This window comes from Curvibacter sp. GW821-FHT09D12, from assembly GCF_059416245.1.
In genome coordinates this window covers 165,714-178,445 of record NZ_JBWKOU010000008.1, presented here as the reverse complement: position 1 = coordinate 178,445, position 12,732 = coordinate 165,714, and the positions used below count along the sequence as shown (strand labels likewise).

The following is a 12,732-nucleotide window of genomic DNA, read 5'->3' as shown; positions in this document are numbered from 1 at the left end:
GTGGTGTTGTTCAGGCCTGCAAAAAGGCCAGCAGCAACTCGTTGATTCGGTCCTTGTGCGTGGTGCACAGGCCATGGGGCGCGCCTGGCACGATCTCCAGCTTGGATCGCGGTGCCAGTTTGGCCGCCTCCCGCCCCGTGGTTTCCAGGGGCACGATCTGGTCATCATCGCCGTGGATGATGAGGGTGGGCACTGTCATGCGTTGGAGGTCTTCGCGCAGGTCGGTCTCCGAAAAGGCCTTGATGCACTCGTACTGGGCCAGGATGCTGCCTGTCATGCCTTGCAGCCAGAAGGTGTCGCGCACGGCTTCTGACACCTTGGCGCCGGCTCGGTTGTAGCCATAGAAAGGCAGGGTCAGGTCTTTGTAGAACTGGGCCCGATTGGCCTGCACACCGGCACGGATGCCGTCAAACACCGACAGGGGCACACCGGCCGGGTTCCAGTCGGTCTTGGCCATGATGGGGGTGACCGCGCCGATCAGCACCGCCTTGGCCACGCGTTTCGTGCCATGCCGGCCGATGTAGCGCGCCACTTCGCCGCCACCAGTGGAGTGGCCGACGTGCACCGCGTCTTTGAGGTTCAGCGCCTCGGTCAAGGCGGCCAGGTCATCGGCATACTGATCCATGTTGTTGCCAAAGCCGGGTTGAGACGAGCGGCCGTGGCCACGCCGGTCATGGGCGATGACCCGATACCCGCGCGATGCGAGGAACAGCATCTGATCTTCAAAGGCATCGCCGTTCAGGGGCCAGCCGTGGCTGAAGACGACAGGCTGCCCTTGGCCCCAGTCGTTGTAGAAGATGCGTGTCTTGTCTTGGGTGACGATGACATTGCCTTGGGTCATGGACTGGGCTCCTGGGTGTGACAGAGTGGATGCCGGGGTGGCGGGTTTGTCCTTGGCCATGGCCAGGGTGGGCAGAACAGCGGCCGCCCCCAGCAGGGCTTGGCGACGATCGACAGGTGCATTGAGGGACATGGCGTCTCCGGTGTGGGTTGAATACGGTGGCAATGTGTTCAGCGTAGTGATCAAGTCCCGCGTCGTCTTGGACGTTATTGATGCGCCCCGCCATCAAGGAGAAATCAAGCAGAAATCAAGCGGAGATCACCCGACGATCGTTTGGCCATCTGTGCTTGATTTGTGGGCCGCGGCCCGCCCAGCGTGCAACTGGGGCCCACGGCCTTTCAGCTGCGCGTTCTGGGGATGATGCTGCCCGGGCTCACGCCCAGCCGCTGCTTGAAGCGCCTGTTCAGATGGCTTTGGTCTGCGAAGCCGCACAGGTGGGCCACCTCGGAGCAGGGCAAGCCGGCTTGCAGGTATTGCTTGGCGCGAAAGATGCGGTAGGCCAGCAGGTAGTCGTGCGGGGCGATGCCGAAGGCCTTCTTGAACTGCCGCAGCAGGGTGTAAGGGTTGGTCTGGCACACCTGGGCCAGATCGCTCAGGCTGATCTTGTCCTGGAAATGCGCTCTGAGGTATTCGATCGCCCGAATGGGGCGATGGGTGCATGGGGCGGTCGACGCCTTCAGGCCCTGCCCGCTGCTGCGCTGGGCAATGGCCGACAACAGCCAGCTGAGGTAGGTCGTGGCCAGCAAGCTGCATTCGTTGCGATGCTCGAACAGCCAGTGCGTGTCCCAGAACAGCTGCACCAGCTCCGGGCTCATGATCACGGGCGACGAGAAATCGACCGCGGGCAGAACGCCGTGCGACTGTTCATAGATCTGCGCCAACCGCCCGCTGGACAGGTGCATCTCCCGGCATTCGGGTTCGGTATCCGCGCTGGCATGGGCCTCCATGAGGCAGGCTGAAAAGACCTGACCGGCATTGCGAATCACCAGGTGATCAGGCGTTTCATCGTGCTGGCGCCGGTCCTGCTCGCTGCGCCAATAGGACTGCCGAAAGGCCAGGATGGTGATGTCATCGTGGAACACCCGGTTGAAGGCCAGCGGTTGATCGGTGGAGATCGCCACGCGCTGAAAGCCGATGTCATCGGTGCGCCAGGCAATCACCTGGTGCTGCGGTCTGGACGGGGCTTTCCCGTCGCGGGAGGGCGCGTTCGTCATCGCTGCCGAGCCCGCCAGTCTTGTACGGCCACGAGCACGAAGCCGCCCACCAGGCCCAGGTGTTCGTAGAAGGCGTTGGCCACGCCGTCGCGCAGCGGTGGCGCCAGGGTCCAGTAGCGGTTGGCCAGAAAGGTCGCGACGACGGTGAAGCACGCCAGCAGGGCGGCCGCGAGCCCACGCCACCAACCCGTCAGGACCATGAGGGACGCCCCCAGTTCCAGTGCGATGGTGCCCCCCGCCAGGAGTGGGGCGGGGGCCAGTCCGAAGTGCTGCATCTCCTGCACCGCTGCCGGAAAGTCAAGCAGCTTGTTGACGCCCCCCTGCAGGTAGGCCGCGCAAAGCCCGAGCAGGGCCAGCCATTGAATGGCCGATGCCAGGTGATGCGCTGGCCCTTGGGGCGGCTGATCCGTCGATGATCTGAGCATGCTCGTCTCGGTCGGGGTCAGATGGCCCAGCAGGCGCAGCCGAGCGCCCCCCAGAAGCTCTTGAGGTCGGCGATGGGCAGCTTGCGGCTCCAGGCCGTGGCATGTTCGTGGCCATGGACACCGCAACTCACGTTGCATGCACAGGCGGCGGCCTGACGCTTCAAACTGGCTTGCAAGGGGGCTCCGCCTTCGTCAGCCCAGCCCGCGTAGCCGCCAAAGGTGCGCACCGGAGACCAGTCCGGCATGGCAGGGGGAGGCGCGGCCTCGTCGTGATCCTGGAAGAGGCCCGAGGCGTACACCACCTTGCCACCCACCAGCGTCAGCAAGGAGGTGGTGTCGGCAATCTCGGACTCGGGGCAGGCAAAGAAATCGCGATCGGGCACCATCAGGTCGGCCAGTTGGCCGGCTTCGATGCGGCCCTTTTTGCCTTCCTCGTTGGAGAACCAGGTCACGTTGTCTGTCCACATGCGCAGGGCGGCCTCGCGATCCAGGCAATTGCGCTGCGGGTAGAGCTGCAGGCCGCCCACCGTCTTGCCGGTGACCAGCCAGGACAAGGACACCCAGGGGTTGTACGAGGCGACGCGGGTGGCATCGGTGCCTGCCGACACCTTCACGCCTTTTTCGAGCATGCGGGCCACGGGCGGGGTGGCCTCGGCAGCGCCCCGGCCATAGCGCTCAACAAAATACTCGCCCTGATAGGCCATCCGGTGCTGAACCGCAATGCCCCCACCCAGCGCCGCAATGCGGTCGATGGACTGCTCGGAGATCGTCTCGCAGTGGTCAAAGAACCAGTTCAGCCCTTGCAAGGGCACGCTTTGGTTCACGCGCTCAAACACGTCGAGGGCTCGGCTGATGGTCTCGTCATAGGTGGCGTGCAGGCGCCAAGGCCAGCGGTTCTGCGCCAGCAGACTCACCACGGCCTCGAGTTCGCCCTCCATCTCGGGACCCATGTCAGGGCGCGGCTGGCGGAAGTCTTCAAAGTCGGCGGCCGAAAACACCAGCATCTCGCCCGCCCCGTTGTGGCGAAAGTAGTCGTCACCCTGCTTGTACTTCGAGGTGGCGGTCCATTGCAGGAAGTCTTCTTTCTCTTGCTTGGGCTTTTGCGTGAAGAGGTTGTAGGCCAGGCGCAGGGTCAGCTGCCCCGCATCGGCCAGCGTCTGGATCACTTCATAGTCTTGCGGGTAGTTCTGGAAGCCGCCACCCGCATCGATGGCCCCGGTCACGCCCAGGCGATTCAGCTCGCGCATGAAGTGGCGCGTCGAGTTGATCTGGTAGTCGATGGGCAATTTGGGGCCTTTGGCCAGGGTGGCATACAAGATGCCTGCGTTGGGCTTGGCGAGCAACAGACCGGTGGGGTTGCCACCCGCGTCGCGCAGGATCTCGCCTCCGGGCGGGGCCTGGGTGTCCTTGGTGTAGCCCACGGCCCGCAAGGCGGCGCCATTGAGCAAGGCCCGGTCATACAGGTGCAGGATGAAAACAGGGGTGTCCGGTGCGACCGCGTTGAGTTCTTCCAGCGTGGGCAGGCGCTTCTCCTGGAACTGGTGCTCGGTGAAGCCGCCCACCACGCGAACCCACTGCGGCGCGGGGGTCAGGTCGACCTGGCGCTTGAGCATGGCCATCGCGTCGGCCAGGCTGCGCACACCATCCCAGCGCAGCTCCATGTTGTAGTTCAGACCGCCGCGGATGATGTGGATGTGGTTGTCGATCAGGCCAGGCAGGACGCGCTTGCCGCGCAGGTCGATGACCCGGGTGTTCGGGCCTGCCAGCGGCAGGATCTCGTGATCGCGCCCCACCTGCTGAAATCGCCCGTCCCGGATTGCCACGGCGCTGGCATGGGGCTGGCTGCGATCGAGCGTGGTGAACAGGCCACGGTGGAGGATCAGGTCGGGATGGTTGTCGGGGTTCATCAGCTGTCCTGCCTTTCGGCGTTGGTTTCACGGGCCCTCACCGGGGCTTTGGGCAGGTGCCCGAACATGTGCGGTTTGACCTGCTCATTCAACCAGGACACGCGGTGCGCGCGCTCCTGAAGAACCTGCCTGAGCAGAGACGGGATCTGCTCGCCCGCCAGGATGCCCAGCAGGCCGACCAGCGCAATCACGGGGGGCGCTGGTGACCGCACATTGAGCGCCCCGTAGATGACACCCACCAACAGACCGACGGCCAGTGCCAAAAGATAGGGCTTCATGGCCTGTCAGCCTTCGTGGGCGCCGAACATGGTCTTGGCGTAGGTGATGCCCAGGCCATAGGCGCCGCCGTACTGCTTGGCAATGCCCGTGGTCAGCTCGTAGCTGTCGGTGCGCGCCCAGTCCCGTTGCAGTTCCAGCAGGTATTGCAGCGCGGTCATGGGGCGGGCGCCGGCCTGAACCATGCGGTCCACGGCGCGGTTGTGGGCTTCGACCGACACATCACCGCAGGCGTCGGCAATGACATACACCTCATAGCCCTGAGCCAGTGCGGACAAGGCCGGGCCGACGATGCACACCGAGGTCCAGAGCCCGCCCAGCACCACGCGGTCACGCCCGATGGCATTGACCTGTTGGATCACGTTGGCGTCTTCCCAGGTGTTCATGGAGGTGCGATCGATCAGTGCCTGGCCCGGGAAGGCAGAGGTGATCTCTTCGTACATGGGGCCGGAGAAGCTCTTTTCTGCCACGGTGGTGAGGATGGTGGGCACGCCAAAGCCTTTGGCGGCGCGCGAGATCAGGGCCGCGTTGTTGCGCAGCTGGATGGCATCGATCGACTGCGTCGCGAACGACATCTGTGACTGGTAGTCGATCAGGATCAGGGCGTGGTCCGATGGCGTGAGCAAGGTGGCGCCGGGTGTCGGGGTGGCGGTGAGTGTCATGGTGAGATCCTTGTAGGTGTGGGGGAAAAATCAATGGAAGCGAACCGATCGTGCCAAGGCGGTTCGATGCCGTCTTGAAGATTTGTCAGGTGGTCAAGGCGGTGTCGAGGTGGGCGTCAACGCGAGGGCAATTCGCGCGGCGGCAGGTTGAAGACCAGCACCTCGGCCTGCCGGCCAGCGCTCAGATGCAACACCTCTTCATGGCGCACACGGGCCCCGTCGCCTTCGGCGAGCCTTTGGCCGTTCACCTCCAGGCTGCCGCGTGCCACATGGACATAGGCGTAGCGGTCGGGCCCCAGCGCCAAAGTGCTGGCCTCGTCGCCGTCGAACAGGCCGGCATACACGCGGGCGTCCTGGTGAATGCGCAGTGAGCCCTCCGCACCGTCCGGCGAGATGATGAGCGCCAGCCGGCCCCGCTTGTCCGCTTCGCTGAAGTGCTTTTGCTGGTAGCCCGGCTTGGCCGCCCGGATGTTGGGCACGATCCAGATTTGCAGAAAGTGCAGCGGCTCGGTTGCCGAGTGGTTGTACTCGCTGTGCCGCACCCCGGCGCCGGCGCTCATCAACTGCACGTCGCCGGGGTGGATGACCGAGCCGGTCCCCATCGAATCCTTGTGCTCCAGCGCACCTTCGAGCACATAGGAAAAGATTTCCATGTTGTTGTGCGGGTGGGTGCCGAAGCCCTGCTCGGCCTGCACCCTGTCGTCATTGATGACCAGCAATTCAGAAAAGCCCTGTTGCTGGGGGTCGCGGTAGTGACCAAATGAGAAGGTGTGACGAGACTCAAGCCAACCCAGGTTGGCGAGGCCCCGATGGTCGGCTTTGCGAAGTTCAAGCATGCTGCTCTCCGGACTGGTTGATCTTTCGATCTGGTTGATGATCAATTTCATCGAATCAACTCGTCAGTGGGTGATTTCCGATGAAGAGATGCTAGTTTCCACTTCCAAAAGCCTGCTTGGATTGAAGAGTTTCATGCTTCATAATCAAAAAATCCGAACATAGAGGGGCAGTGCACGCATGTTGAAGATCACCCTTGAAGCCATTGAGTTGATGGACGCGATTGACAGGCATGGCTCGTTCGCCGCGGCGGCGGAGCGGCTTCACAAGGTGCCATCGACCGTGTCCTATGCCATCAACAAGCTGGAATCGCAGCTGGGCATGGCCTTGTTTGTGCGAAACGGGCCGCGCATCAGCCTCACGCCCCCGGGGCGGGAGATGCTCAAAGAGGGGCGATGGCTTCTCGATGCCGCTGCCGATCTGGAGTCTCGGATGTGTCAGATCGCCACCGGCTATGAGTCCGAGTTGCGCCTGGTGCATGACTCGTTGATCCCCCCCAGCGCCTTGGCGCCAGATGTCTGTGCCTTCGAAGACCTGCATTGCGGCACCCGTTTGCGCATCGCCTGCGAGGCCCTGACCGGCAGTTGGGAGGCCCTGCGTGACGACCGTGCCGATCTGGTCATCGCGGCCGGGGATGGCCCTGCCGGGGGTGGGTACAGGGCGGTCAACGTGGGCTCGCTCGCCTTCGGCTTTTGTGTGGCGCCAACCCACCCCTTGGCCAGGGCTCCGCAGCCCTTGAGCCGGGACCAGCTGTTGAAGCACACCGCCATCGTGGTCGGTGACAGCGCACGCCACCTGTCAGAGCGAACGGTGGGGGTGCAACTGGGCCAGAAGCGGATCACCGTGCCCTCCATGGAGGCCAAGGTGGCCTACCAGGTGGCGGGGCTGGGCCACGGCTTTCTGCCCTTGGCCTGCATACAGGCTGAATTGGCCCGCGGCACCCTGGTCGAACTGCCCTGCCTGGAATCCCGGCCTGACGAGCAATTCTGGCTGGGCTGGAAGATCGGCCACGAGGGCGAGGCGCTGAAGTGGTGGGTGAATCGGCTTTCCCGGCCCCTGTTGCCTCACATCCTTGCCAAGTGAGGGGGTGTCGGGGAGGGCAGGCCTTGAACGTTCAGGTGGCCTTGGCCGCCACTTCCCGTTTCACCACCCCCAGCGCCAGCGCCGTCACCACCGTGCCCACGGCAATCGCGGCGGCATACAGCAGCACCTGGTTGACGGCGTTCGGGATGGCCAGCACGAAGATGCCGCCGTGGGGGGCGTGCAGGCCGATGTGCCAGAACATGCTCAGGCCACCGGCCACGGCCGAGCCGAGCACGCAGGCCGGGATCACGCGCAGGGGGTCGCGCGCCACGTAGGGGATGGCCCCTTCGGAGATGAAGGCCAGGCCCAGCACGGCAGTGGCCTTGGCGGCGTCGCGCTCTTCGGTCAGAAAGCGGCTGCGGAACAGCCAGCAGGCCAGGGCGATGCCCAATGGCGGGGTCATGCCGCCGGCCATGGCGGCGGCCATGGGTTCGGTCACGCCCGAGCCGATCAAGGTGGTCGAGAACACATAGGCCGCCTTGTTGACGGGCCCGCCCATGTCCACGGCCATCATGCCGCCCAGCACCAGGCCCAGCATCACGGCGCTGCCGGTCTGCAAGCCCTTGAGCCAGTGGGTGAGGGCGCTCATCACGGCGGCCATGGGTTCGCCGATCACCATCAGCATCAGCACGCCGGTGATGGCCGCGCCCAGCAGCGGCAACAGCAGGACGGGCTTGAGGCCTTCCAGCCCGCGGGGCAGGCGCATGGTCCGATTGAGTGCCTGCACGCTGTAGCCAGCAATGAAGCCGGCCGCGATGGCCCCCAGAAACCCGGCTCCCACGGTACCGGCCAGCAGGCCGCCGATCATGCCCGGTGCAATGCCGGGGCGGTCGGCGATCGAGTAGGCGATGTAGCCGGCCAGGGCCGGCAGCATCAACGCAAAGCCGGCCTTGGCCCCCACCTGAAACAGCACCCAGCCCAGCGTGCCTTTGTGGGCATCGTCATAGACATAGATGCCGCCCAGCGCAAAGGCCAGTGCAATCAACAGGCCACCGGCCACCACAAAGGGCAGCATGAACGACACGCCGGTCATCAGGTGCTTGTAGGCGCCGGTGCGGGCCTGGGGGCCGGCCGGTGCTGCGCTGGCCGAAGCCGCCGCTGTGGGGTCTGTGGCAGTGTTCCAGACCACCGCCTGGCGTGCCGCCTCGTTGAACACGGCGCCTGCGTCGTGGATGGCGGCCTTGGTGCCGGTCACATGCAGGCGCTTGCCCACAAAGCGATCGCGGTTCACCTGGGTGTCGGCGGCAATGATCACCAGGTCGGCCTGGGCAATGGCCTGGGCGCTCAGGGTGTTCTGGGCACCCACCGAGCCCTGGGTTTCGACCTGGATGAGGTGGCCCAGGGCCTTGGCGGCCTGTTCCAGCGCCTCGGCCGCCATGAAGGTGTGGGCCACCCCGGTGGGGCATGAGGTGACGGCCACGATGCGCAGCGGCGCCGTGGGGGCCGTGGCTTGCGGGGCTGGGGGCTTGTTTGACGCTGGCTTGGTCGCGGCAATGGCTGGGGCCGCGCCAGCGTCTGTCGCCGGCATCAGGGCGCGCCGCAGCACGCCCTCGGCATCGGCCAGCACCTCGGCCGGGGTCACCCGCAGGGTGGGCACCTGGGGCTGAAGGTGCGGGGGCAGGGGGCTGTCCAGGTCCGAGGCCAGGATGCAGGCCAGGGCGCCTGCGCGTTCGGTCTCGCTCCAGACACCTTGGTCACCCAGCGGGCTTTTGACCCACAGGGCCAGGTGGTGGCCCTGGCGTTCGGCAGCGGCCCGCAGGGCCTCGCCAGTGACAAAGCTGTGGGCAGGGCCAGCCTGGCTGGCCGCGAGGGCAATGAGTTGCGCCATGCGTGTCTCCGTGTGCTCAGTGAAAAGGGGGCAGATCGGGGGTCAGATCAGGGTGGTGTGGATGTGGTTGGCCAGTTCGTGCACCTGGTGCAGCGGGGGCAGGCCAGGCGCAATGCGCTGGATGCGGGCGGCGGCGCAGGCCATGCCGAACACACCCGCGACCGGCATGGTCTGCCCGCCCATCAGGGCCGCCAGGGTGCCTGCCACCAAGGCGTCGCCGGCACCCACCGTGGTGGCCACCGGCACGGGCGGTGCCGCGGCCAGCCAGCAGCCCTGGGGGCTGACCATCACCGCGCCCTCGGCGCCCAGCGACACCACCATCTGCTGCACGCCGTGCCGGCCGGCCAGGGCCTGGGCCGCCTCGGCCACGGCCTGGGCATCCGGCAGGGCCCGGCCCACCAGTTCTTCGAGTTCGGCCCGGTTGGGCTTGATGAAGGCGGGCGCCACCGTTGGCCCCTGGGCCGGGTCGGACAGGCGTCGCAGCAACTGCCCCAGCACGGCGCCGCCGGTGTCGATCACCAGGTGGGCGCCTCGTCCGGCCAGCCAGCGTGCCAGGCGCTCCCACAGCGCCACATCGGTGCCCGGCGGAAGGCTGCCGGCCAGTTCGCACCAATCGCCCGGCGCCACGGCGGTGCCCAGGGCCTCTTGCAGGCGCTGTTCTGCGGCCTGCAAGGCCTCGGCGGGCAGGCTCAGGCCGGGCAGGTTGATGTCGGTGCTGTCGCCGCGTTCGGCCACGGCCAATTTGATGTTGGTGCGGGTGGCGCCAGGCAGGCGCACCATGGCGTCGGTGATGCCGTGGTGGGCAAACGCGGCGCGGAACACCGCGTCGTTGTCGGCCCCCAGCCAGCCGCTGGCAGTCACCGGCCGGCCCAGGGCGGCCAGCACCGCCGCCACACCGATGCCCTTGCCACCCGCCTCGGTCTGCTCGCCCAGCGCGCGGTGCACCGCGCCGGGCTCCAGACGGCTCAGCCGCACGGTCTGGTCGATGGCGGGGTTGAGGGTGATGGTGATCAGGCGGGCGCTCATGCCTGGGCCTCCGGGCTGTCAGCCCCGCTTGGGGTACCGTGCAGCGCACCGCCCAGGGCGCGCACTTCGTCGGCACTGTCCATGTCCAGGGCCCGGCGGGCCAGGGCCTGAAGCTCGCTCAGGCTGTGGCGTCGCAGCAAGGCCTTGATCGGCCCCACATCGCCCACGCTCATGGAGAGTTCGTCCACGCCCAGGCCCACCAGCAGGGCCGCGCCCAGAGGCTCGCCGGCCAGGCCGCCGCAAACGCCCACCCAGCGTTCATGGCGGCGCGCGCCAGCCACGGTGCGCTCTACCAGGCGCAGCACGGCGGGGTGAAGGCTGTCGGCCATGGCGGCCAGTTCGGGGTGCTGGCGGTCCACGGCCAGGGCGTACTGGGTCAGGTCATTGGTGCCGATCGAGAAGAAGTCGACCTGGGCGGCCAGCCGGTCGGCCAGCAAGGCGGCCGAAGGCACCTCGATCATGATGCCGATCGGCACCTCGGGGGCGTCCAGTTCTTCGCGCACCTGGGCCATGCGCCGGCGCAGTTCCTGCACCTCCTCCACAGTGCTGATCATCGGGAACATGATCTGCAGCGGGCCGTGCCGGGCGGCGCGGCACAGGGCGCGCAGCTGGGGCAGCAGCAGGTCGTCGCGGCGCAGCGCCAGGCGGGCACCGCGCACACCCAGGAAGGGGTTGTCCTCGACCGGCAACTGCAGGTGGGGTACCTGCTTGTCGCCGCCGATGTCCAGCGTGCGCACGACCAGCGGCCGTCCACCCAGGGCCTCGACCATGGCCCGCAGGGCCAGGTACTGAGCCTCTTCGTCGGGCACGGTGTCGCGCTCCAGAAACAGGAACTCGGTGCGCATCAGGCCCACGCCCTCGGCCCCGGCCTCAAGTGCCCGTGCCACCTGGTCGGCGCGGTTGACGTTGGCTGCGATTTCCACGGTGTGCCCATCGGTGGTGGTGGCGGGCATCAGGCGGTTGCGCGCCTCTTCGGCCTGCCGGCGGGTCAGCCCCTCGATTTGTTCCTGCGCCTCGATCAGGGCGGTGGCGCTGGGCCCCACATACAAACGGCCCCGGTAGCCGTCGAGGATGGCGAGGGTGCCGCTCTCGGCCTGCAGCAGATCGGGGCCGCCGGCCACCAGGGCCGGCAGGCCCAGGGCGCGGGCCAGGATGGCGGTGTGGGCCGTAGGGCCCCCGCTGGCGGTGCAGAAGCCACGCACGCGGGTCGGGTCGAGCTGGGCGGTGAAAGAGGGCGACAGGTCGTCGGCCAGCAGGATGGCGTCGCCCGGCCAGGTGTCGCCCAGCGCCTGCGTGGGCAGGCCCAGCAGGTGACGCAGCACGCGGTCGCCGGCATCCTGCAGATCCGCCGCACGCGCGGCCAGGGTGGCGTCGGGCAGCGCCCGCTGGGCTGCTACCCGCTCGTTCAGGGCCTGGCGCCAGGCCCAGGCCGCGCCGTGGCCCTGCACGATGCCGCGGCTCACCACCTGCAGCAGGCGGGGGTCGCGCAGCAAGCCGGCGTGGGCACTGAAGATGCCGGCTTGTTCAGCCTGGCCCTGCCCCCGGGCCTGGCTGGCCCCGGCTTCCAGCTCGGCCAAAGCCGCCTGCAGGGCGCGCTCAAGCGCTTCGGCCTCTTGCGGCGCGCTGCGGAAATGGTCTTCGACCTGCAGCACCGCCCCGGCGGCCTGCACCAGGGTGCCGATCACCAGGCCGGGGCTGGCCGCGATGCCGGTGAAGGTCTGGCGCGCCGTGGGCTGCCAGTCGCCCAGCACCTGGCCCAGGCCTTGGGCCTGGCTCTGGCGAAAGCTGGCCAACTGGGCCTGGCGCGCCTCCTCCTCGCCCAGCCGTACGACGATGGCCCGCAGGGCGCGCAAGGCCGCTTCGGCATCCGGGCCCTGGGCCGACAGGCGCAGGGTGGCCCCGCGGCCGGCGCCCAGGCTCAGCAGGGCCGCCACGTTCTTGGCGTCGACCACCACCTGGTCGTAACGCACGTGCACCTGGGCGGCGAAGCGCTGTGCGGTTTGGGCCCATTGGCCGGCAGGGCGCGCATGCAAGCCGTTGGGGTAGCTCAGCGCCACCTCGCGGCCCAGGGCAAAGTCTTCCAGGACGGCGGTGGCGGTGGCGGTGGCATCGGCTTCGCCATCGGTGGTCAGGGCGCGCACGATGTCTTGCGCATCGTGGGTGGTGACCAGGCGCTGCATCAAGGCCTCGTTGCGCATCAGGCGGGTCAGGCGGCGCAGCACGTCAATGTGCTCGTCCGAGGCGGCCGCAATGGCCACCACCAGGTGGGCCTGCTTGGCGTCGTCCCCCCAGCGCACCCCGGCCGGGACCTGCAGCACCGCCAGGCCCGTGCTCTGCACCAGGTGGCGGTCTTCGATCAAACCGTGCGGGATCGCCACCCCCTGGCCCAGAAAGGTGTTGGCCAGCTTTTCGCGTTGCAACAGGCTGTCCACATAGGCCGGCAGCACATGGCCGGCCTGGGCCAGCAGGGCACCGGCGGCACGCACGGCATCTTCGCGGTTGTGGGGGGCAGCCCCCAGACGGACTTCGACCTGGATCGGCATCTCTGTCTCCAAATTGGTATCGATTTCAGGTCGGCATTATCGATCTCGTTTCTCTGGAATGGACATGATTGCGCCATTGAGCGGCCTAAAACA

11 protein-coding genes are annotated in these 12,732 nt (G+C 67.2%); 1 reads left to right on the top strand and 10 read right to left on the bottom strand.

Annotation, left to right across the window (positions count from 1 at the left end):
* Positions 1-10: 10 nt before the first annotated feature.
* The 7 genes from AC07PT_RS15170 to AC07PT_RS15140 all read right to left on the bottom strand — a co-directional run bounded on the left by AC07PT_RS15170 (position 11) and on the right by AC07PT_RS15140 (position 6,161).
* Positions 11-841, bottom strand: coding sequence for an alpha/beta fold hydrolase (locus AC07PT_RS15170; RefSeq protein WP_492346170.1), 831 nt, complete (start codon positions 839-841; stop codon positions 11-13).
* A 338-nt stretch (positions 842-1,179) separates the two neighbouring features.
* A complete protein-coding gene (locus tag AC07PT_RS15165) occupies positions 1,180-2,001 on the bottom strand; it encodes an AraC family transcriptional regulator (RefSeq protein ID WP_494657150.1) in 822 nt (273 codons plus the stop codon).
* 50 nt (positions 2,002-2,051) lie between these two features.
* On the bottom strand, positions 2,052-2,480 hold the full coding sequence (locus AC07PT_RS15160) for a DoxX family protein (protein WP_494657149.1): 429 nt from the start codon (positions 2,478-2,480) through the stop codon (positions 2,052-2,054).
* Between the two features lie 17 nt (positions 2,481-2,497).
* Positions 2,498-4,387 (bottom strand): amidohydrolase, encoded by a 1,890-nt coding sequence (locus tag AC07PT_RS15155; protein WP_492346108.1) that lies wholly within the window; start codon positions 4,385-4,387, stop codon positions 2,498-2,500.
* Positions 4,387-4,665, bottom strand: a complete 279-nt coding sequence (locus AC07PT_RS15150; RefSeq protein ID WP_492346107.1) for a DUF1427 family protein — start codon at positions 4,663-4,665, stop codon at positions 4,387-4,389. Before AC07PT_RS15150 ends, AC07PT_RS15155 begins: the two co-directional genes overlap by 1 nt.
* A gap of 6 nt (positions 4,666-4,671) precedes the next feature.
* Positions 4,672-5,325 (bottom strand): hydrolase, encoded by a 654-nt coding sequence (locus tag AC07PT_RS15145; protein ID WP_492346106.1) that lies wholly within the window; start codon positions 5,323-5,325, stop codon positions 4,672-4,674.
* 116 nt (positions 5,326-5,441) lie between these two features.
* Complete coding sequence (locus AC07PT_RS15140) at positions 5,442-6,161, bottom strand: pirin family protein (RefSeq protein ID WP_492346105.1); 720 nt, start codon at positions 6,159-6,161, stop codon at positions 5,442-5,444.
* Positions 6,162-6,339: 178 nt separating this feature from the next.
* Here AC07PT_RS15140 and AC07PT_RS15135 point away from each other — a divergent pair, with 178 nt between their 5' ends.
* On the top strand, positions 6,340-7,242 hold the full coding sequence (locus AC07PT_RS15135; protein ID WP_494657147.1) for a LysR family transcriptional regulator: 903 nt from the start codon (positions 6,340-6,342) through the stop codon (positions 7,240-7,242).
* Between the two features lie 31 nt (positions 7,243-7,273).
* On the opposite strand, the gene AC07PT_RS15130 is transcribed toward AC07PT_RS15135, so the two are convergent.
* The 3 genes from AC07PT_RS15130 to ptsP are packed head-to-tail and all read right to left on the bottom strand — an operon-like array spanning position 7,274 to position 12,639.
* Positions 7,274-9,070 (bottom strand): fructose-specific PTS transporter subunit EIIC, encoded by a 1,797-nt coding sequence (locus AC07PT_RS15130; RefSeq protein WP_494657146.1) that lies wholly within the window; start codon positions 9,068-9,070, stop codon positions 7,274-7,276.
* 42 nt (positions 9,071-9,112) lie between these two features.
* Positions 9,113-10,096 (bottom strand): 1-phosphofructokinase family hexose kinase, encoded by a 984-nt coding sequence (locus AC07PT_RS15125; RefSeq protein ID WP_494657145.1) that lies wholly within the window; start codon positions 10,094-10,096, stop codon positions 9,113-9,115.
* Positions 10,093-12,639 (bottom strand): phosphoenolpyruvate--protein phosphotransferase, encoded by a 2,547-nt coding sequence (gene ptsP, locus AC07PT_RS15120; protein WP_494657144.1) that lies wholly within the window; start codon positions 12,637-12,639, stop codon positions 10,093-10,095. Before ptsP ends, AC07PT_RS15125 begins: the two co-directional genes overlap by 4 nt.
* Between the last annotated feature and the right edge of the window lie 93 nt (positions 12,640-12,732).